The organism is Flavobacterium tibetense, assembly GCF_003293845.1.
GTDB classification, from domain to species: Bacteria; Bacteroidota; Bacteroidia; order Flavobacteriales; family Flavobacteriaceae; genus Flavobacterium; species Flavobacterium tibetense.
This window is the reverse complement of the sequence record NZ_QLST01000006.1, coordinates 145742-167367: the sequence shown is the minus strand read 5'-3', so window position 1 is coordinate 167367 and position 21626 is coordinate 145742. Positions and strand designations below refer to the sequence as shown.

Sequence of the window (21626 nt, the reverse complement as noted above, 5' to 3'; positions counted from 1 at the left end):
AAGTAAAAAAATAAGCACAAAGAAAATAGCAATTAGCACAAAGATTTTTGTTTTGTGAATTGTTATTAGTAACTCAACCATTTTATGACCATCAACTGTAAAGGAAATTTAATTGATTTATCAACGCCCAAAGTCATGGGAATCTTGAATATAACGCCCAATTCGTTTTACGATGGCGGAAAATTTCAAGAGGAAAGCGTTGTTTTGAACCAAGTCGAAAAGATGTTAAATGAAGGTGCGACTTTTATTGATATTGGTGCTTATTCGAGTAAACCTAATGCAGAATTCGTTTCGGAAGTAGAAGAATTGCAACGTATTTTGCCTGTTGTGCAACAAATTATCAAGCAATTTCCTGAGGCAATTATTTCCATTGATACGTTTAGAGCAGAAGTAGCCAAACAATGTGTTTTGAATGGTGCGGCTCTAATTAATGATATTTCGGCTGGATTGTTAGATGAAAAAATGCTTCCAACTATAGCCGAGTTGCAAGTTCCTTACATCATGATGCACATGAAAGGTAATCCGCAAACGATGCAAGCCTTGGCTTATTATGACGATATTGTAAAGGAAATGATTTACTATTTTTCGGAGCGTATTTTTGAAGCTAGAAAATTAGGAATCAATGATTTGATTGTTGACCCTGGTTTTGGTTTCGCAAAAACATTGGAACAAAATTACGAAGTCATGCAAAAATTGGACATTTTCAAACAATTGGAATTGCCATTATTAGTTGGGATTTCTAGAAAATCTATGATTTATAAAGCGTTGGAAACTTCGGCTCAAGAAGCATTAAACGGTACGACTTTCTTAAATGCTATTGCTTTGGAAAAAGGAGCCAATATTCTTCGCGTTCATGATGTTAAAGAAGCTGTGGAAGGTGTGAAATTGTTTGAAAAATTGAAATGTAATTAATCTAAAAAAGATAAAAGAATTTAAGAAAATGAAAATACAGAAAATACTATTTGGTTTTGGAGTTTTGGTTACAACCTTAATTTCTTGTGATAAAAAAGACGTGCAATTACCAAAAGCAGATAAAACCGTTGTTAAAGAATTACTAGATCATTCGCCAGTATACTTGTTTTTTGAAACCAATGGGAATGATACGCTAATTGAAGTTAATCGAAGAAATACGATTAGTTCAACCAATTGGGTTTTCAATATCGACAAGCGTTTGCCGTTGAAATTAGTCATTCCTGAAGTGATGCAATTGCAAGAAAAGAAGAAAAGTTCATCGCACAATCGGGAAGATTCCATGACGTTGTATTCGTATGCAGATAGCATTGGAAGTAATTTGGCTTTTTTGCCTTTTACCGATGTGAAGTATTTTTTTGATAACGAATTTTCGAAATTTTATATCAAAAGAAATGCAGAAATGTACATGCCGTATCATAATTTTACCATCAATTTTAATAAAGACAATCAAATTACGGTTGATGGCAATGAAATGGAACGTTCCGAATTACCTAATTTCATTAAAGAGTTTTCTGATTTTATGAGTGAAGGAAAAACGACGATTCTTCATTTGAATTTTGATAGCAGCTTGACATACGAACAATACATTCAAAATAAAATTTTGGTTTGGGGAATTACAGATGAGCGCATTCAATTGTCTTCTTATGAATTCATTTACGATTTAAAGAAATTACCAGCTTGCGATTGTAAATTGTAAAAAAAAATCCTGATTGCTAGCAATCAGGATTTTGAAATAATATTGACCTTTATAAAAATTTAGTTTACTCTTACACTTGATTTTCCAAATAACTTATTTACTTGATCTAAGTTTAATGATTTAGAAAAACCATTATCGAAAACATCTTTTTTAGTAGTTACAAATTGCATATAAACTTCACCAAAGTTTTTGCTGTAATGAATCCAAACAAAATCATTTGGTAATTCTAATTTAATGTCTAAAAGCGGTTCAGCTGTAAAACCCGACTCAATAATTTTGTGCAAGTTTTCAAAAGCGTTATCGATTTCTTTGAAGGTGAAAGATTTCAATGTTGGCGCTTCTTCTTGCTTTACGTTCTTGTAAAAGAAAGTGTATTCGTCTGCTTTCTTTTGAATGTAAATGTCATTTTGACCAATTACACCAATTCTTATCGTTGGGATTGTTTCAATCACTTTAATTTGTCCAAATGAAACATAACTAATAAAAAATGCTGCAAAAAGGATAAAGTTCTTCATAATGTGTAAAGTTAGTTTTGGTTAAGTCGTATTTTTAATTTGGCTAAATATATTGCAAATAATCAAAATACCAAAAAAAAAGTTAAAAAATACCAAAAATTAACATTCTACTGATGATGATACGGTTCATTACGAAGAATTGTAAATCCGCGGTATACCTGCTCTATAACAAATAAACGTACCATTTGATGTGAAAATGTCATTTGGGAAAGTGAAATTTTTCCAGAAGCTTTTTGATACACGGTTTCACTAAATCCGTACGGACCACCAATGACAAATACCAAGGTTTTAATCCCAGCATTCATCTTTTTTTGAAGAAAATCCGAAAATCCTACGCTAGAAAATTCTTTTCCGTTTTCATCCAAGATAATTAAATGATCGGTTGGCGTGATTTTAGATAAAATGAGTTCGCCTTCTTTTTCTTTTTGTTGGGCTTCACTCATATTTTTCACATTTTTAATATCGGGAATAATTTCCAAATCAAACTTCACATAAAAACTCAAACGCTTGGTGTATTCCTCAATCAGCGCTTGTAAATTTTTATTGTCGGTTTTACCTATAGTTAAGAGTTTGATGTTCATAAATTATTTTAATTGATTAAAGTTACCTTCAAGAACTTTCATTCTTAAAGGCAAAGGATCTTTAAAATTTCTGAAATAAAGGAGATTGTCTTTAAATTCTTTATCTTCTATACAAAAGGATTTTTCTTCACCAAAATTTGATGATTTTTTGAAAATTAAAAAAATAGTATCATTTTTAATCTCATAATTTCCAATGTTATTTTCAACACCAAAAAAAACCGACTTTTCAATGAAAATATTATCTTTTTTAAATTTCAATGAAACTGTTCCGTTTGCAACTCCTTCATATTGAGTAAATAATAAATTGTCATCATAAATCATTTTCTCAAAATTTATAAATCCGAAAGGGAAAATATAAATTAAAACTAAAACAATTGATGAAATACAAATATTGATTATTCTAATTTGATTTTTAAATTTTTCTTTAAATCCTTTTATGATTTGACTGATAGAAATGAAAAGCAAAACAATAAAACCAATAAATGTCAATCCCAATATAATTAAATCAAAAATTCCAGGAAGATTCTCCCAAAAGAAACTTGTATTTACTATTATTAACAATAAAATAGAATAAATTGAAACAATATATTTTTTCATTTAACTTACAACTTCTCCTTCAAATATTTTCCAGTAACTGAATTCTTAGTCACTAGCTTTTTTCTTCCAGCAATTAATTAATATTTCTCTTTTTTTCTTGTTTTTCAAAATATTTTGAAGCCAAGCTTGATGATTTTCTGTCGAACTTTCGGATTGTCTATTTTGAAATTCATTAAATTCGTTGAAGTCATACCAATTTATTTTTAATAATCTTTGAAGACCATAAACAGCAATTTCTCCTTCCATTGCAGTAAAAAAAGGACAAGTATGTATATTTGTTTTTGTAGTGTCATCTGAAATTTTATTAATCAAAAAGTTTGATATAATTTTTATGTCTTTATTGAAAAATATTTCCCAATCTTCTGAATTTGACATTACACACCCTTCACTGCCAAATTTATCATTGTAAACGTATTGTCCACCGGTTAAACAACCACCTTTTTTAAAAATCAAATTATTCCAGAGAGTATCTATGGATATTTCTAAAAAATAATTGTTTTTAATGGATCCAATTCTTGATTTTTCCTTAGACTCAGATGATGATTCCTTTAGAATATTTTCTACATTATTCTCCTTTGATTTTGAAATACAACTAAATATAAGGAACAATGTCAAGATTAATATTGTTTTTTGTATTCTCATTTTCAGCCTAATTTAATTTCTCCTTCAAATATTTTCCAGTAACTGAATTCTTATTCTTCGAAACTTCTTCTGGTGTGCCAAAAGCCATTAGTTTTCCACCATTTTCGCCGCCTTCTGGACCAATATCTAAGATGTAATCCGCACATTTGATTAAGTCCAAATTGTGTTCAATTACAATAATCGAATGCCCTTTTTCAATCAAAGCATCAAACGATTTTAGTAATTTTTTAATATCGTGAAAATGTAAACCCGTTGTAGGTTCGTCAAAAACAAATAACGCATTGTCTTTAATAGTTCCTTTAACTAAAAACGATGCCAATTTAATACGTTGCGCTTCACCACCAGAAAGCGTAGAAGAGGATTGCCCCAATTGAACATAACCTAAACCAACATCCTGCAACGGCTGAATTTTTTGCACAATTTTTGTTTGTTTGTGCGTTGAGAAAAACTCCAAAGCTTCATCAATCGTCATTTTTAGAATGTCGTCAATGTTTTTTCCTTCAAAAGCGACTTCCAAAATCTCTTTTTTGAAGCGTTTGCCATTACAAGTTTCACATTCCAAATGCACATCAGCCATGAATTGCATTTCAATAGTCACTTCGCCATCGCCTTTACAAGTTTCACAGCGACCACCATCTACATTGAATGAAAAATGTTTGGGTTGATAATTTCTTAATTTCGATATATTTTGCTTCGAAAACAAATCTCGAATATCATCATACGCTTTAATATACGTTACCGGATTTGAACGCGAACTTCTTCCAATAGGATTTTGGTCTACATATTCAATATGTTTAATTTTATCGAAACTTCCTGATAATTCAGAAAATTGTCCGGCTTTTTCGCCAACACCTTCCAATTTCTTTTGCATCGCTGGAAACAAGATTTTCTTTACCAATGTACTTTTTCCACTTCCAGAAACACCCGTAATCACGGTCAAACATTCCAAAGGAAACATAAAATCTTCATTCTTCAAGTTGTTTTCTCTTGCTCCTTTGATGTCGATATGATTTTTGAATTTACGGCGTTTTTTTGGCACTTCAATTTGTTCGTCTCCATTCAAATATTTGGCAGTTAATGAATTGGCTTTCAATATTTCGTCATACGTTCCTTGTGCTACCAATTCGCCACCATGTGTTCCCGCTTCTGGACCGATATCGATAATCATATCCGCCGCTTTCATGATGTCTTCGTCGTGTTCCACCACAATCACCGTATTGCCTAAATCACGAAGATTCTTCAACACTTCAATTAGTTTTTCGGTGTCTTTTGGATGTAAACCAATACTAGGTTCGTCCAATATATACATGGAACCTACCAAACTACTGCCTAATGAAGTGGCCAAGTTAATGCGCTGCGATTCACCACCAGAAAGCGTTGCTGAATTTCGGTTCAAAGTCAGATAACTCAAACCAACATTGTCCAAAAACGATAATCGGTTGTTGATTTCAATTAATAAACGTTTAGCGACTTTGGCATCGTATTCGTTCAATTCTAACTTTTTGAAGAACGTAATGAGTTTATTGATTGATAAATCGACTAATTCGGTAATATTTTTTCCACCAACTAAAACGTAAGTAGCTTCTTTTCGTAAACGTTTTCCTTTACAAGTGAAACATTTGGTTTTGCCACGATAACGCGATAACAACACCCGATTTTGGATTTTATAATTTTTCTCTTCCAATTCCGAAAAGAAATCGTTCAGTCCGGTAAAATATTGGTTTCCGTCCCAAATCAACTGTTTTTGCGCATCAGAAAGTTCGAAAAATGGTTTATGAATAGGAAAATCGAATTTGTAAGCGTTATTTACCAATTGATCTCGGTACCAACTCATACTTTCACCACGCCAAGGGAAAATCGCATTTTCGTAAACAGAAAGCGCAGTATTTGGAATGACCAATTCATCGTCAATTCCAATGATATTGCCATAACCTTCACACGTTGGACAAGCACCATACGGATTATTAAAACTAAACAAATGAATATTAGGTTCTAAAAAGGAGATTCCATCCAAAGCAAAGTTGTTACTGAATTCAAAGCGATTATGAGTAGTTACTTCTTGTAAATAACAAACGCCTTTTCCTTCATAAAATGCGGTATCAACAGCATCTGCCAATCGGTTATAGAATTCTTCTTCTTGTTTTACTACAATTCGGTCAATAATTAGGAGAATATCTTTATTGTCAAGCGAATGTTGGTCAATAGTGTCCAATCGCACCATTTCATTATCTACCAAAATTCTTGCGAAACCTTGTTGTAAAAGCACTTTTAATTTATCTTCCAAGGCGCGACCTTCTTCCAAATGAATAGGAGAAAGGAGCAACCATTTGCTATCCATTGGAAGCTCTTTTACTTTTTCGATAACATCAGTAACGGTTTGTTTTTTTACTTCTTTACCAGAAATGGGAGAAAATGTTTTTCCAATTCTAGCAAAAAGTAATTTCATATAATCGTACACTTCGGTTGAAGTTCCCACGGTTGAACGCGCATTGGTGGTATTTACTTTTTGTTCGATTGCAATGGCGGGTGCAATTCCTTTAATGTATTCTACTTTTGGTTTGTCTAATCGTCCTAAAAATTGGCGAGCATACGAAGACAAACTTTCTACATAACGGCGTTGTCCTTCAGCATAAAGCGTATCAAATGCCAAACTCGATTTTCCTGAACCAGATAAGCCCGTAATTACTACGAGTTTATTTCTTGGAATGGCAACATCAATATTTTTCAGGTTATGCAATTGCGCACCTTTAATTAAAATGTTTTTTTTTGGTTCTAATTTAGAAAAATCGGTTGTGTTCATGTTGTTTGGTAAAGATTTGCAAAGATAACAATTGCAGTTTACTTTTTGGTAATGAAACAAAGGTTAATTCATTGAAACTATTTTGAATGATTTACAGCATGAAGAAAATAGAAACGGAGTGTAATTATAATAAATTTTAGATTTGTTTATCAAAAATGTAAAGAAATTACATTATGAAATCTCTTTATTTTTAGGCTATTTTATGTGTTTTTATAAAATTTCCGATAAAAAGATTAAAATAAATTTGCTTTTTAAGTTTTTTTTATGTTAAATTTGAAGTTCAATTCAAACTCAAAATAGCCTATAGCGAAAAAATACTTTTTAGACGATTCAAATAACCCAAGAACTAAAAAGGTATTGTTATGGCTACAAGTGTACTTTCAGATGCAATTCTGGTAAAAAATTATGTAAGTGGAGATGAAGGAGCATTGGCTGCTTTAATTGAAAGACATCAAGCAAAAATCTACAATTTTATTTATTCCAAAATTCAAGACAGGGATTTGTCAGATGACATTTTTCAAGATACGTTTATTAAAGTTATCAAAACGTTGAAAACTAAATCCTATAATGAAGAAGGAAAGTTTTTACCTTGGGTAATGCGAATTGCTCATAATTTGGTAGTAGATTATTTCAGAAAAACCAAGAAAATGCCAATGCAAAGAGATTCTGGTGAATATTCTGTTTTTTCTTTTTTGTTTGAATCTAGTCCAAATATTGAAAGTCAAATGATTACAGAACAAGTTGAATTAGATTTAACACGATTGATTGACGAGCTTCCAGATGATCAAAAAGAAGTTTTGATGATGCGTATTTATCAGGATATGAGTTTTAAAGAAATTTCCGACTTAACAGGTGTAAGTATTAATACCGCTTTAGGAAGAATGCGTTACGCTTTGATGAATTTAAGAAAAGTGATTGAAAAAAATCAAATAATTTTGACTAATTAGATACTAAAGTAATTTTTTTGTCGTTATAAAAGAAAAACCAAACTTTCTCCTATGGCAAAACTTTACTCTAAGAAAAAATTAGCAACTTCAAAAATGTTACCTAAAAAAGAAACGATTTCGTTTATACTCAATTATTCTAAAGCATTGCGTATTACCAAAGTGGGTAGTTTAAGTTTTGAAAGTATCGCTAATTGAGAAAAAGCTCCGAAAGTAAATTCGGAGCTTTTTTAATTCTATACTTTTCCTCAAATTTTTATTACGGCTAAATTCAAAAAATACTTATCTTTACCACCACAACACAATCTTACCTTATGAGTCAAAAATTATTACTCAACGCCAAAGAAATCAATATTATTTTGCATCGTTTGGCTTGTCAGTTGGTAGAAAAACATCTCGATTTTTCGAATACTGTACTTGTAGGAATGCAACCTCGTGGCAAATATTTAGCAGATCGCATCAAGAAAATTTTGGAAGAGGAGTACCAAATTCAAAATCTAGCTTTAGGTTTTTTGGATATTACTTTCTTTAGAGACGATTTTCGTAGAGGAGAAAAACCATTGGAAGCTAGTGAAACTCAAATTGATTTTTTAGTAGAAGATAAAAAAGTGGTGTTCATTGATGATGTTTTGTATACAGGAAGAAGTATCAATGCAGCATTAACTGCCATTCAATCTTTTGGAAGACCATCAGAAGTAGAGCTACTCACTTTAATAGATAGAAGATTTAGCCGTCATTTGCCAATCCAACCCGATTATCGTGGGCGACAAGTAGATGCCATCAATAACGAAAAAGTTTTGGTAAAATGGCAAGATAATGATGGAGAAGATGCCGTTTATTTGGTAACAAAATAACAACAAACCACAAACAATAAACAACAACACAATATAAATGAAAGAATTATCAGTAAATCATTTAATAGGAATAAAACACATTACCAAACAAGATATCGATTTAATCTTTGAAACGGCTGACCATTTTAAAGAAGTCATTAATCGACCCATTAAAAAAGTACCGTCGCTTCGTGATATTACTATTGCTAATATTTTCTTTGAAAACAGTACGAGAACCAAATTGTCTTTCGAATTAGCACAAAAACGACTTTCTGCTGATGTAATTAGTTTTTCTGCAGCACAATCTTCCGTTAAAAAAGGAGAAACCTTGGTTGATACCGTAAACAATATTTTATCTATGAAAGTAGATATGGTGGTGATGCGACATAGTAGTCCGGGTGCAGCTCACTTTTTATCTGAAAATGTAAAAGCGAGTATAGTAAATGCTGGAGATGGCGCACACGAACATCCAACACAAGCTTTATTAGATAGTTTTACGATAAGAGAAAAATTAGGAGATGTTGGCGGAAAGAAAATTGTAATTGTTGGTGATATTTTGCATTCACGAGTAGCATTGTCCAATATTTTTGCACTTCAAATGCAAGGAGCCGAAGTGAAAGTTTGTGGTCCAAAAACCTTAATTCCAAAATACATTGAATCATTGGGAGTTTCAGTTGAACCTAATCTTAGAAAAGCTTTAGAATGGTGTGATGTTGCGAATATGTTACGTGTTCAAAACGAACGATTAGATGTGAATTATTTTCCATCTACTAGAGAATACACGCAGCAATACGGTGTAACCAAAGAATTATTGGATTCCTTGAACAAAGAAATTGTAATTATGCATCCTGGACCAATAAATAGAGGTGTTGAAATTTCTTCAGATGTAGCCGATTCCCAGCAATCCGTAATTTTGGAGCAAGTAGAAAATGGAGTAGCGGTTAGAATGGCAGTGATTTATTTATTGGCAAGTAAAATTAAAAATTAGTATATTAGCTTTTATTTCATAAAAACTAACTATGAAAGTCGATCAAAAAGGACATACTACTATTATCAAAGATACTCAGAATAACGTTGCGTCTTTTGTTCAAAAAGTGACAAATGAATACCATGTGTTTCAATCGCAAAATTTAATTTTGGACATTTCTAACGATAAAGCTTTCTCAATAAAGGATTTGGCTCATTTTAAAGACTTGGCCAAAAATCATAAAAAAGCAAAGAAATCATTAATATTAGTTTCTGATGCGGTTGATTTTGATAAAGTTCCCAATTACTTAAACGTGGTTCCTTCTGTTTTAGAAGCCCACGACATGATTGAAATGGACGAAATTGAACGCGACTTAGGATTTTAAATTAGTTGGCAGTCACAGTTTACAGTATTCAGTAACTGCGACTGAAAACTGCGACTGAAGACTTTTAATATGAAACTACAAATCCTAGGCTGTTACGCCGCTACACCACGAACCATAACCAATCCCACATCACAAGTTTTGGAGATGAAAAATCACTTGTTTCTTATTGATTGTGGTGAAGGAACTCAGGTTCAATTACGTAAGCATAAAATTAAGTTTTCAAAAATCAACCATATTTTTATTTCGCATCTTCATGGTGATCATTTTTATGGCTTGATTGGGTTGATTTCCACTTTTATGTTGTTGAACCGTGAAAATGATTTGCATGTTTACGGTCCAAAAGGAATTAAAGAAATTATTTTATTACAATTGCGCGCTTCGGGTTCGTTTACAGGTTATAATTTGTATTTCCACGAATTGGAATCCAAAGAAAGCGAAGTAATTTTTGAAGATGAAACCGTGATTGTTAAAACTATTCCACTGAATCATAGAGTGTATACCAATGGCTTTCATTTCCAAGAAAAATTAGGCAAACGTCATTTAAATATTGAAGCCATTGCGAAGTATAAAATTGAAAAAGTATATTTCGATAAAATAAAATCGGGCGGAAATGTAACTTTAGATTCAGGTGAAATTATTGTCAATGAATTGCTTTCTTTTCCTCCAGATGCTCCCAAAAGTTATGCTTTTTGCAGTGATACGGTTTATGATGAAAGCATTGTTCCTTTGATTAAAAACGTTTCTGTTTTGTATCATGAAGCTACATTTTTAGAATCAGAAGCACGATATACTGAAAAAACAAAACATTCAACAGCTATAGAAGCTGCTAAAATTGCTAAGTTAGCCAATGCAGAAACTTTAATTTTAGGTCATTATTCTACTAGATATGGTTCTATTCAACCTTTTAAAACAGAGGCAAATACCATTTTTGAAAATGTGCTCTTGGCTGATGATGGTAGAGAATTCCAATTTTAAACTTCCTTTTATCAATTGTTTTAGTTTCTATTACTTTCCAACTTCGTATTTTTGTGTAAAATTAGAACCAAATGAAAGATTTACACAATTACAGAAAATCTTATGAGAAAAGTGAACTTCTAGAAACTAACATTCCAGAAGATCCAATCAACTTGTTCAATCGCTGGTTTCATGAAGTAGAAGACTTTGGTGGTGTTGATGAAGTGAATGCCATGACAGTTGCAACTATTGGTTTGGATGGATTTCCGAAAAGTAGAGTAGTGCTATTGAAAAAGTTCAACGAAGAAGGTTTTATTTTTTATACCAATTATGATTCAGAAAAAGGAAAAGCCATTCTGAATAATCCCAATATCTGTTTGTCCTTCTTTTGGCATTCTATGGAGCGTCAAGTAATTATTAAAGGAATAGCTGAAAAAACGCCAGAAAACATTTCAGATAATTATTTTGCTTCTCGACCTGATGGAAGTAAACTTGGCGCTATGGTTTCCGCTCAGAGTGAAGTTATTCCAAACCGTGAATTTTTAGAAGAAAATTTAAAGCAACTAGAACAAGAATTTGAAGGAAAAGAAATTCCAAGACCAGCTTTTTGGGGCGGATTTTTAGTTAGTCCTGTTGAAGTAGAGTTTTGGCAAGGTCGTCCAAATCGTCTTCATGATCGTATTCGTTATAAGTTGTCAGAAAACTACGATTGGAAAATAGAAAGGTTATCTCCTTGATAGTCAAAATGTTAGTTAAGTGTTAAAATTTTAGGTATTTCATCGATTTAATTTGCATGTTACCGATAGTGTTGTACATTTGTCTTGTAAATCAGTCAGTTAATCGATTTTTTTACAAACAACTATAAAAATAACACTTAATTACATGGATTATGATGAAGAACGTAATTAACCTTTTTGCCCTTTTATTCCCAATCTTATTATTAACCTCATGTTCGTCTGACGCTGAAAGCGCAGAAACCGCAGCTATAGAAACTGCAAAATCGTACACGCACAACGCAACAGAATTAGAATTATTAGATTTAGTGAACGCCTACCGAGTAGAAAATGGATTGAATGCATTGCAAATCATTCAGCACATTTCATACAAATCTGAAGAACACAACAATTACATGATTGTTACGAATACAGTAAGTCATGATAATTTTTCTTCTAGAAAAGCTAATTTAGAGCAAGTTGTAGGAGCTGTTCGAGTTGGAGAAAATGTAGCCTACGGATTTTCAACACCTCAAGCTACTTTAAATGCTTGGATTGCTAGTGAAGGTCATCGAGTAAATTTACTTGGAAACTACACACATTATGGTTTGTCAATTAGAGAAAACGCAGATGGTAGAAAATATTACACCAATATCTTCGTAAGAAAATAAATTTTTTTGTTTAGTTTGATTTTTAAAGAAAAGAGGCTGTTCATATTTTGAACAGCCTCTTTTCATTGGTATTAATTTCTTCCTTCTCGCATTTGTCGCAATAACTTTCTATTGAACTCATCTTCGTATTTCTTAAGCAGAATAGCTTTTTTTGGAGACAATACAGTTAATAGATCTTTGCTAAATTTTTTCTTTAAGCCATGTAACTCGTCTTCATAACTTTCAAACTGAGCTATCAATTGTAAGGCTTCTTTGTCTGAAATTTTTTCTTCATTGTTTTCTTCTAATTGCTTTCCTAAGCCGCGAAGTTTCTTATAACGAATTTCAAATTGCTTTTCTTCAAATGCGTTGTAAATAGGCCAAAACTTTTGTGCTTCTTCACTGGTTAAAGCTAATTTTTCAGTTAAAAAAGCTACTTTCAACGCTTTAATTTTTTCTCTTTTTTCTTGATTTCCTTGTGCAAAGGTTAAACTCGATGCCAATACAAGAAGGACTACGTATAATTTCATTTTCATCATCTTATTTTTATTCGTTTAAGTAAAAATCTAAATTTTGGGTTTCTGATAAATATTCTTCCATGCCATCATTGGAAAGTGCTAATGTATTTTCAAAAGCAACGATATCTTCTGGTGTCAGTTTTTCAATAATGTCTTCTGTAGTTAATTGATAACTTAAATACGATTCAACGCTAATAGGTTCCAACGTAGTATTGGAATTAAAATAAAAAGGAATTGCAATAAAAGCCAAAATAACGGCAGCAATAGCACTAACTATATATAATTTTCTAACTGGGAATGCAATTACTTTGGATTCCTCTTTAGGTAATTGTGCCAACATCCTAGCTTCAAAACTTTCAAAGTAATCTTCTGGCGTTTTGAAACCTGTTGCAATTTTGGGTTCTTTATCTAAGTTAAACTCTTTCATACTCTTAAGACCTAATTTTTTATAAATGGTTTAATTTACCTTTAAATATTCTTCAATTTTTTTAACGGCTAAATGATAACTTGCTTTCAAAGCACCAACAGAGGTATCAACAATTTCCGAAATTTCTTCATATTTTAATTCTTCGAAATATTTCATTTTGAATACCAATTGTTGTTTTTCGGGCAAAGTAGCAATGGCTTTTTGTAATTTCAACTGAATTTCATCACCATCAAAAAAAACATCACTTTCTAGTTTATTCAATGCTTTTTGTTGCGCTTCAACATTAGAAATACCTTGTTTTTTAGCTTTTTGTTGTAAAAACGAAAGCGCTTCATTGGTTGCAATGCGATACATCCAGGAAAACAGTTTACTTTCTCCTTTAAAATTTTTAATGTTTTGAAAAACTTTTATAAAGGTGTTTTGCAAAACATCATCTGTATCATCATGATTTAGTACAATATTTCGAATGTGATTATACAATGGTTTTTGGTACAATTGCAACAACTCCCTAAACGCCTCATGTTGAGTTTTAGGATGTAAAAGTTGGTCAATGAATACCTTTTCGTCTTGCACTTATTTTTTTCTTTGTTCTTCTATGACTAAAGATAATCAAAAAGGTTTAATTTCGATTTTTATATTACTTTTACTTCAAAATTAATCGAATGATTCAAACCGTAATTTTTGATATGGATGGCGTAATTGTGGATACAGAACCCGTTCACAAATTCGCTTATTACCAACATTTTAACGAACTTGGAATTCTAGTAACAGAAGAGATGTATACGAGTTTTACTGGAAACTCTACTAGAAACATTTTTCAAAAACTAAAAGTGCAATTCGATTTGCCTCATGATGTAGAAGATTTAATTCTGAGAAAACGTCATTTGTTTAACGAAGCTTTTGATGTAAAACCTGATTTGTATTTAGTAGAAGGCGTTTTTGAATTGATTCAAGATTTATATGCCAATGGAATGCAACTAATTTTAGCTTCTTCAGCTTCAAATGGTACGATTGAGCGTATTTTCAACCGATTTGATTTGCATTCCTATTTCACACATAAAGTTTCAGGCGAAGATTTCCCAAAGTCGAAACCGCATCCTGCAATTTTTGAACATGCTGCGAGTTTGTCATTGGCTCCCAAAGAAAATTGCATCGTAATTGAAGACAGCACAAATGGAATTGAAGCCGCGGTTGGAGCCGGAATTTTCTGTGTTGGTTACGATAGTTTTCATTCCAAAAACCAAGATTTGTCAAAAGCAGATTTGATTATCCAACATTTCAATGAATTGAATTTCAATAGAGTAAAAAGTTTGGTTTAATCTCTTGGTTCATCTTGAAACGTATGTTTGTCTAAAATACGTTTGCTATCTTTTCTAACAGCATCATTTTTTCGCATGGACCAAAAGAATTCACTGGAAAACTTTCTTGCTTCTTCCAAATTTACAATAGGAAACGGATAATCTCTTCCCAATTCGAAGCCATACAACATGGATTCTATTGGAGTTAATTTCCAAGGTTCATGAATGAATTCTGTTGGAATATTAACCAATTCTGGAATCCATTTTTTGATAAAAGTGCCGTCTTCGTCATGTTCGTATGAATTTTTAACTGGATTATAAACTCGTAATGTATTAATTCCAGTTACTCCAGCTTGCATTTGAATTTGAGGATAATGAATTCCTGGTTCAAAATCTAAGAATTGTTGGGCCAAATGCGGACTACAATTTTGCCAAGGCTGAAACAAATGATGCGTATAAAACGAAACTACTAAAGCTCGCATTCTAAAATTCAAATAACCTGTAGTATTCAAACAACGCATACAAGCATCTACCAATGGAACGCCCGTGTTTCCTGTTATCCAAGCTTTATGATATTTTTCGTTGACTCTTTGGTTTAAATTACGATAACCTTTATTTACGGCAATAAATTCCATAGTGCTTTCCATTTCAAACTTTTGAATGAAATGTGCTTGCCAACGCAAACGTGAAGCAAAATTAGAAATCTGACGTTTGAATTTTCCTTGTTGGTGAAATTCCCAAGCTCTGGTATACACTTGACGAATCGATAAATTCCCCCAAGCAATGTAGGGCGATAAACGACTACAACCTTTTCTAGCTAATTCTGGTTTTGAAATATGATTACTATAATTTTGAACACGTTCTTCAAAAAACGAATTCATATAGCGCAAAGCAGTTGGAACGCCACCTTTTTGAAAATTTGGGTTGTGAACTGTTTTAATTGAAGGAATATCAAAATGATTTTCCAATTCTTCAATTTCAATATATTTGATAAAACTTCTTGGCGTGGGTTGAAACGGAAGGCAATCTTTATCCATAAAATCGTACCAATCTTCTTTCCAAGTTTTTCTGTTTTTTATTCCTCGAATAACACCATTGGTAATGTATTCGTTCCAATGAATTCCTTTATTTTTTAGAAATTCTGCAACGGCTAAATCTCTGTCATAAGTCAGTTTGATTCCCGTTTCTTGATGAGAATATACAGCTCTAATTGAAATCAATTGGGTAAGTTTTTCAAATATAGCAACAGCTTCTCCTTGAACAATTAGAATTTGGGTATGAAAAGGTAAAAGTTGTTTTTGTAATGCTTCCAATGATTGCTTGATAAAATCGAAATGGCGTTGGCTGTAATGACAATCTTTCATCAATGACGGCTCGAAAATGTAAAGCAATAACGTCTTCCCAGAAGTCGATAAGGCTTCATGTAAGGCTTCATGGTCATGCAAACGCAAATCTCTTTTGAACCAAACGATTTTCATTTTAATAGGTTTGTGGTTTATTGTTAGTAGTTTATTGTTTTAAACTAACTGTAAATTAATTAACCAACTGCTTCTTTGTAGACTTTTAGGCATTTTTCTCGAGCTTCTTTGTGGTCTACTATGGGTTTTGGGTAATATTGGGTTTCCAATTCAGGAATCCATTTTTTGATGTATTTTAAGTCTTTATCGAATTTTTTAATCTGTTCTGTTGGGTTGAAAATTCGGAAATACGGTGCAGCATCCACTCCAGAGCCTGCAGCCCATTGCCAATTTCCAACGTTACTCGCCATTTCGTAATCCAATAGATTTTGAGCAAAATAAGCTTCACCCCAGCGCCAATCAATTAATAAATGTTTACACAAGAAACTCGCTACAATCATACGAACGCGATTGCGCATGTGCCCCGTTTTGTTTAGTTCACGCATTCCGGCATCAACAAAAGGATAACCTGTTTTTCCTTGACACCATTTTTGAAACAATTCCTCATTGTTTTCCCAAGCTATAGCATCGTATTTTGGACGGAAACTTGCGTTTTTAGTATGTGGAAAATGCCATAAAATTTGCATAAAGAATTCGCGCCATATTAATTCATTCCAAAAAGTTTCGTTCTTTTCAGCAATGGCTTTTGCAATCATTTTTCTTATGGAAACAGCTCCAAATCTTAGGTAAATTCCCAAATAGGAAGTTTTGTTTAAAGCTGGAAAATTTCTAGTTGCTTCGTAATTTTGTATTAAAGTTTCAGAAATATCATAAGGCGTAACTTTGATTTCTGATTTTTCAAAACCAATGTCGGTCAACGATAAAAAAGGGTAGGAGTGCTTCACAATGTTATCCAATTTTTCTTCCGATGGATAGTGAACCAACTTTATTTTCTTAAAATTTTCTTTCCATTTTTTCGAATAAGGCGTATACACTACATACGGACTTCCATCGTCTTTAACTACTTCGCTTTTTTCAAAAATCACTTGATCTTTGGAAGTTAAGAACGAAATTCTATTGGAAACAAACAATTGATTCATTTCTTTATCACGTTTGCGAGCGTAAGGTTCATAATCGTGATTGGTAAAAACAGAAGTAATTTTATTTTCAGCAATTAATTTTTGGAAGATATCAAATGGTTTACCATGAAAAACCGCTAATGATTTTCCAATTTTATTCAATTCCGATTGGATTTTCTCCAATTGTTCGTGAATAAACGTAACTCGAGCATCGTTTTTTGGTAATTGTGATAGAATATCTTCATCAAAAATAAAAATTGGTAAAACCACTTCATTGCTATTTAAAGCATGAAAAAATCCAATATTATCGTCTATTCTTAAATCGCGTCTAAACCAAAAGATGTTCATGATCTGTTTGTTGTTAATAGTTTGTGGTTTATTGTTTCAAGTTTCAGGTTTCAAGTTCGATTTTTGAACTTGCACTTGCACTTGCTATCCATTTACTAATAATGTTGACATTCCGCCATCAACGTGGAAAATTTGTCCTGAAATCCAGCTGCTTTTATCGCTTAATAAAAACGTTGCCATCTGCGCGCTGTCTTCTGGTTTTCCAAATCGTTTTAACGGATGACGTTCAGCTGATTTTTCCTGCTTGGTTTCGTTATTCAAGAATTTATCAGCTAATGGCGTATCGGTTAATGATGGCGCAATCACATTGACTCTTATTTTTGGTGCGTATTCTGCTGCTAGTGCTTTGGCAAAACCTTCAATTGCACCTTTCGAGGCGGAAACGCTTGTATGAAACGGCATACCCATTGAAGCGGCAACACTACTAAATGTCACAATACTTGCTTGTTCAGCTGCTAATAAATTAGGTAAAACCGATTGAATTACTTTCACCAAACTTATGAAATTAATTTGTAAATCCGTTTCAAAAGCTTCTGGTTTTATGCCTTTAAATGGTCTTAAGTTGATACTTCCTGGACAATAAACTAAACCATCAATAACTGTTGGTAGTAAAGAAGTATCGATTGTGTCAGTTGTAGCATCAAATGAAATATAAGTTGCTTTTACATCAGCTAAGTTTTCGTTACTTCTTGAGGCAATGAAAACATTATTTTCAAATTGTAATTCTTTTGCTATGGCTAATCCAATTCCGTAGGAACCGCCAATTAATAGTATGTTTTTCATAAATCATTTTATTTAATTTGAGACGCGATAAATCGTGTTTCTACGCGAATTCTCCGAACATTTCAATTAATTTTTTTCTTCTGTATTCAAAAATTTCGTTCAATTTTGGTTTTACTAATATTGGATGAACCAATTGTCCTAAGATTCCCATTGGAACTTTATAATCCACGATGTCTTCCATTTCCACGCCGCCTGGAATTTCTTTGATGAAATGTTTGTGGTGCCATAAAGCATAAGGCCCAAAACGTTGCTCATCTACAAAATATTGTTTATCAACCACATGAGTGATTTCTGTAACCCATTTGGTTGGAATGTTTAAAACTGGAGTAACAATATATTGAATGATTTGGCCTGGATACATTGGTCTATCAGCTCCGGATAGAATTTTAAATCCCATATATTCAGGTGTGATTTTTTGTAGATTTTTTGGGTCTGACAATAGTTCCCAAGCTTGGTCTAAAGTTATTGGTAAATTTTGTTTGGTGTGTAATCGATAAATTTTCATGGTCAATTTTTTTGTAAAGATAATTATTGTTTAACAAAAAATGAAATTTATTAAACAAAATAAATGTAAATTTAGGATATGCTTAACATTAGTTTGAAAGCTTTTTTCTAAATTCGTAAAAAACTAATTTTAATGAAAATGAAAAAATTATTTATTACTGCATTATTTGTTGCGACTACTATTGGAGTAGATGCTCAAGTAAAAACGCCTCAATCAAGTCCATTAACTAAAGTAGAGCAAGTTGTTGGATTAACAACTGTACAATTGGAATATTATCGTCCAAGTGCTAAAGGAAGAACGGTTTATGGCGATTTAGTTCCATACGGAAAAAACTGGAGAACAGGTGCTAATGGAAACTCTACGGTTTCTTTTAGCGATGATGTTACAATTGATGGTAAAGTTTTGAAAAAAGGAAAATATGCAATTTTCACAACTCCAAAAGCGGATAATTGGGACGTATATTTCTATTCAGATACCAACAATTGGGGATTACCAGAAAAATGGGATGATAGTAAAGTAGCGTTAAAATTAACAGTTAAACCAGAAACTTTAAGCAAATCTGTTGAGTCGTTTACTATTGCATTAAACAATTTAACTAACGAATCAGGAACTTTAGATATTGCTTGGGAAAGAACTAATGTTTCTATTCCATTTTCTGTACCAACAAATGCTGCGGCAATGGCAAGTATTGAAAAAGCATTAGCTGGACCAACTGCCTCTGATTATTTTGCGGCAGCTCAGTTTTACTACCAATCTAACAATGATATTGCAAAAGCTTTAACCTGGATTAACAAAGCAGTTTCAATGACTCCAGAAGGAAGAGATACTCCATTTTGGTATTTAAGAATGAAGTCGTTAATCCAAGCAAGAGCTGGTGATAAAAAAGGAGCAATTGCTACTGCCAAAGAATCATTGGCTTTATCAGTAAAAGCAGGAAATGCAGATTACGAAAAAATGAACAAAGACAGCATTGCTGAATGGTCTAAATAAAAGAGTTACTATTAATTCAATTGAAAAGTCCCGATGATTGTCGGGACTTTTTTTATACTTACTTTTCAAATTATTGAAAAATTTAGGGTTATTCCAACTTAGTTTTTGTTGTAATAGCGTTGTAGTATTAAAGATAAAACAATGGTCATTCCAGCTCCAATGGCATTCAACCATAAATAACTAACAATATCTAAATAATAGATATAAAAAATAGCCAATTGACTAATACAAGCACCAATGAAAACCGCTTTTCCTTTGACGTAGTTGATATAAAATCCGATTAAGAAAATCCCTAAAACCGTTCCATAAAAAACAGAACCAATAATATTTACCAATTGAATTAAATTCTCGAACAATGAACTCATACAAGCAAAAATAATAGCGACAATTCCCCAAAATAGAGTGAAGAATTGTGTTGCGTACACATAATGTTTGTCTGATTTCACACTAACATTTCTCTTGTAAATATCAATAGCGGTAGTAGCAGCTAATGAATTCAAACCAGAAGCACTTGACGACATGGCAGCGCTCATGATTACCGCTAAAAGCAAACCAAGAAGTCCTTTTGGTAAATAATTGAGAATGAAATAGAGAAAAACGTAATCTTTATCATTGGTTTCTGCATTTTTATTCACTTTTTCAATTACTTTTTTGCCAGCTTCTCGTAATTCTTTTTCTTTATCCGCTAAGGCAATCATTTGTTTTTTTAAAGTTGGATTGTCATATTCATTATGTTGCAATTGCTCAATATAAATTTGATTAACCACTTTTTTTTCACTGTTTAATTCTGCAAGTTGTGATTCAATAGCTTCATATGCTACTTTTTCAGTTGAAGCTTTTACCTTTTTTACATTGGAAGGATTAAAATGTAACGGCGTATCATTAAATTGGAAAAAAACAAAAACCATTACACCAGTCAATAAGATGAAAAATTGCATGGGAACTTTCAAAATTCCGTTCATGATTAATCCCATTTGACTTTCCTTGATTGATTTTCCAGATAAATATCTTCCAACTTGTGATTGGTCTGTTCCAAAATAAGCTAACATCAAGAAAAAACCTCCAGTAATTCCACTCCAAAACGTGTAGCGTGTTTCAGGATTATAGGAAAAATCTAAAATATCCATTTTACCATTGGCTCCTGCGACATGTAAGGCATTTGAAAAGTTCAAATCTTCTGGCAAATAGGATAAAATAACAAAAAAGGTAATAAACATGCCCGACATGATCACAAACATCTGCTGTTTTTGAGTCATATTAACTGCTTTGGTACCACCAGTTACAGTATAAATGATTACCAAAACACCAATGATAATATTCAAGAATGTCAAGTTCCAACCTAATAATGCCGAAAGAATAATGGATGGTGCATAAATGGTAATTCCAGTTCCTAAACCGCGTTGGATTAAAAATAAAATGGCTGCCAAGGAACGTGTTTTTAAATCAAAACGTTGTTCTAAATATTCGTAAGCCGTGTAAACTTTTAATCGATGATAAATGGGAACAAAAGTATAAGCAATTACAATCATGGCTAAGGGTAAACCAAAATAAAACTGTACAAACCCCATTCCGTCGTGATAGGCTTGACCTGGAGTAGATAAAAACGTAATAGCACTAGCTTGTGTTGCCATCACAGAAACTCCAACGGTGAACCATGGCGTTTCGTTGTTGTCAAGTAAGTAGTCTTTTACGTTGGCACTTCCTTTTGTTTTTATGGCTCCGTAAATTACTATGAAAAGTAAGGTTACTGCTAATACAATCCAATCTAAATGTTCCATATTAGCTGTAAATTTCCATTAGTAGATAAAAAATAAGAATATAAATGGCGTTGATTAACAAGACCAAAGTATAGCTTTTTTTCCATTGATGTTTTTTTTCCATTTTTATAGTTTGTTGTTTATGGTTTGTTGTTTTTGGTTTCAAGTTTCAAGTTGACACTTCCATCATCCATCATCCATCATCCATCATCCATCATCCATCATCCATACATCCATCATCCATCATCCATCATCCATCATCCATCACCTATCA

General features: G+C 32.4%; 25 protein-coding genes. 12 read left to right on the top strand and 13 right to left on the bottom strand.

All coding sequences use genetic code 11. The features are described from left to right. Positions 1-84: 84 nt before the first annotated feature. Complete coding sequence (gene folP / locus DPN68_RS06560) at positions 85-912, top strand: dihydropteroate synthase (RefSeq protein WP_113988849.1); 828 nt, start codon at positions 85-87, stop codon at positions 910-912. Between the two features lie 28 nt (positions 913-940). Further along, positions 941-1669, top strand: a complete 729-nt coding sequence (locus DPN68_RS06555) for a hypothetical protein (protein ID WP_193477843.1) — start codon at positions 941-943, stop codon at positions 1667-1669. A gap of 59 nt (positions 1670-1728) precedes the next feature. Here the strand turns inward: DPN68_RS06555 and DPN68_RS06550 are convergent, their stop codons facing one another. The 5 genes from DPN68_RS06550 to uvrA form a co-directional block, all read right to left on the bottom strand. Beyond that, positions 1729-2184, bottom strand: coding sequence for a hypothetical protein (locus DPN68_RS06550; RefSeq protein WP_113988848.1), 456 nt, complete (start codon positions 2182-2184; stop codon positions 1729-1731). Positions 2185-2291: 107 nt separating this feature from the next. Beyond that, positions 2292-2765: a 23S rRNA (pseudouridine(1915)-N(3))-methyltransferase RlmH gene (gene rlmH / locus DPN68_RS06545; protein ID WP_113988847.1), complete on the bottom strand. Its 474-nt coding sequence runs from the start codon at positions 2763-2765 to the stop codon at positions 2292-2294. 3 nt (positions 2766-2768) lie between these two features. After that, a complete protein-coding gene (locus DPN68_RS06540; protein WP_113988846.1) occupies positions 2769-3362 on the bottom strand; it encodes a hypothetical protein in 594 nt (197 codons plus the stop codon). 45 nt (positions 3363-3407) lie between these two features. Beyond that, entirely contained in the window at positions 3408-4004 is a 597-nt protein-coding gene (locus DPN68_RS06535; RefSeq protein WP_113988845.1) for a hypothetical protein, read from the bottom strand. A 7-nt stretch (positions 4005-4011) separates the two neighbouring features. After that, positions 4012-6804, bottom strand: a complete 2793-nt coding sequence (gene uvrA / locus DPN68_RS06530; RefSeq protein WP_113988844.1) for an excinuclease ABC subunit UvrA — start codon at positions 6802-6804, stop codon at positions 4012-4014. 362 nt (positions 6805-7166) lie between these two features. Here uvrA and DPN68_RS06525 point away from each other — a divergent pair, with 362 nt between their 5' ends. From DPN68_RS06525 to DPN68_RS06495, 8 genes are all read left to right on the top strand, one after another. Continuing rightward, positions 7167-7751, top strand: a complete 585-nt coding sequence (locus DPN68_RS06525; protein WP_113988843.1) for an RNA polymerase sigma factor — start codon at positions 7167-7169, stop codon at positions 7749-7751. Between the two features lie 51 nt (positions 7752-7802). Next, positions 7803-7946: a hypothetical protein gene (locus DPN68_RS13245; RefSeq protein ID WP_164496740.1), complete on the top strand. Its 144-nt coding sequence runs from the start codon at positions 7803-7805 to the stop codon at positions 7944-7946. A 116-nt stretch (positions 7947-8062) separates the two neighbouring features. After that, entirely contained in the window at positions 8063-8602 is a 540-nt protein-coding gene (gene pyrR, locus DPN68_RS06520; protein WP_113988842.1) for a bifunctional pyr operon transcriptional regulator/uracil phosphoribosyltransferase PyrR, read from the top strand. A gap of 37 nt (positions 8603-8639) precedes the next feature. After that, positions 8640-9569: an aspartate carbamoyltransferase catalytic subunit gene (locus tag DPN68_RS06515; RefSeq protein WP_113988841.1), complete on the top strand. Its 930-nt coding sequence runs from the start codon at positions 8640-8642 to the stop codon at positions 9567-9569. A 31-nt stretch (positions 9570-9600) separates the two neighbouring features. Continuing rightward, on the top strand, positions 9601-9933 hold the full coding sequence (locus DPN68_RS06510; RefSeq protein WP_113988840.1) for a ribonuclease Z: 333 nt from the start codon (positions 9601-9603) through the stop codon (positions 9931-9933). A gap of 69 nt (positions 9934-10002) precedes the next feature. Then, a complete protein-coding gene (locus DPN68_RS06505; protein ID WP_113988839.1) occupies positions 10003-10908 on the top strand; it encodes a ribonuclease Z in 906 nt (301 codons plus the stop codon). Positions 10909-10979: 71 nt separating this feature from the next. Then, positions 10980-11624, top strand: coding sequence for a pyridoxamine 5'-phosphate oxidase (pdxH, locus tag DPN68_RS06500; protein WP_113988838.1), 645 nt, complete (start codon positions 10980-10982; stop codon positions 11622-11624). 152 nt (positions 11625-11776) lie between these two features. After that, positions 11777-12271, top strand: a complete 495-nt coding sequence (locus tag DPN68_RS06495; protein ID WP_113988837.1) for a CAP domain-containing protein — start codon at positions 11777-11779, stop codon at positions 12269-12271. 71 nt (positions 12272-12342) lie between these two features. Here the strand turns inward: DPN68_RS06495 and DPN68_RS06490 are convergent, their stop codons facing one another. Genes DPN68_RS06490 through DPN68_RS06480 form a run of 3 tightly spaced genes read right to left on the bottom strand, consistent with a single transcriptional unit; the run spans position 12343 to position 13768 of the window. Further along, the gene (locus DPN68_RS06490) at positions 12343-12780 is read right to left on the bottom strand and encodes a sensor of ECF-type sigma factor (RefSeq protein WP_239987039.1); all 438 of its coding nucleotides are present in this window, start codon (positions 12778-12780) and stop codon (positions 12343-12345) included. Between the two features lie 16 nt (positions 12781-12796). Beyond that, positions 12797-13195 carry a hypothetical protein gene (locus tag DPN68_RS06485; protein WP_113988836.1) on the bottom strand — a complete coding sequence of 133 codons (399 nt, stop codon included), beginning with the start codon at positions 13193-13195 and terminating at the stop codon, positions 12797-12799. 30 nt (positions 13196-13225) lie between these two features. Then, the gene (locus tag DPN68_RS06480; RefSeq protein ID WP_113988835.1) at positions 13226-13768 is read right to left on the bottom strand and encodes an RNA polymerase sigma factor; all 543 of its coding nucleotides are present in this window, start codon (positions 13766-13768) and stop codon (positions 13226-13228) included. 89 nt (positions 13769-13857) lie between these two features. Between DPN68_RS06480 and DPN68_RS06475 the strand changes: the two genes are divergently transcribed. Then, the gene (locus DPN68_RS06475) at positions 13858-14514 is read left to right on the top strand and encodes an HAD family hydrolase (protein ID WP_113988834.1); all 657 of its coding nucleotides are present in this window, start codon (positions 13858-13860) and stop codon (positions 14512-14514) included. On the opposite strand, the gene DPN68_RS06470 is transcribed toward DPN68_RS06475, so the two are convergent. The 4 genes from DPN68_RS06470 to DPN68_RS06455 all read right to left on the bottom strand — a co-directional run bounded on the left by DPN68_RS06470 (position 14511) and on the right by DPN68_RS06455 (position 18605). Beyond that, a complete protein-coding gene (locus DPN68_RS06470; RefSeq protein WP_113988833.1) occupies positions 14511-15971 on the bottom strand; it encodes a cryptochrome/deoxyribodipyrimidine photo-lyase family protein in 1461 nt (486 codons plus the stop codon). The two genes, DPN68_RS06475 and DPN68_RS06470, sit on opposite strands and share 4 nt — an antisense overlap. Before the next feature lie 59 nt (positions 15972-16030). After that, positions 16031-17317, bottom strand: coding sequence for a cryptochrome/photolyase family protein (locus tag DPN68_RS06465; RefSeq protein WP_113988832.1), 1287 nt, complete (start codon positions 17315-17317; stop codon positions 16031-16033). Between the two features lie 84 nt (positions 17318-17401). Beyond that, on the bottom strand, positions 17402-18100 hold the full coding sequence (locus DPN68_RS06460) for an SDR family NAD(P)-dependent oxidoreductase (RefSeq protein WP_113988831.1): 699 nt from the start codon (positions 18098-18100) through the stop codon (positions 17402-17404). 40 nt (positions 18101-18140) lie between these two features. Continuing rightward, on the bottom strand, positions 18141-18605 hold the full coding sequence (locus tag DPN68_RS06455) for an SRPBCC family protein (RefSeq protein WP_113988830.1): 465 nt from the start codon (positions 18603-18605) through the stop codon (positions 18141-18143). 138 nt (positions 18606-18743) lie between these two features. On the opposite strand from DPN68_RS06455, the gene DPN68_RS06450 reads away from it, so the two are divergent. Beyond that, positions 18744-19595 (top strand): DUF2911 domain-containing protein, encoded by an 852-nt coding sequence (locus DPN68_RS06450; protein ID WP_113988874.1) that lies wholly within the window; start codon positions 18744-18746, stop codon positions 19593-19595. Positions 19596-19693: 98 nt separating this feature from the next. Here the strand turns inward: DPN68_RS06450 and DPN68_RS06445 are convergent, their stop codons facing one another. Beyond that, positions 19694-21373: a sodium:solute symporter gene (locus DPN68_RS06445; protein ID WP_113988829.1), complete on the bottom strand. Its 1680-nt coding sequence runs from the start codon at positions 21371-21373 to the stop codon at positions 19694-19696. Between the last annotated feature and the right edge of the window lie 253 nt (positions 21374-21626).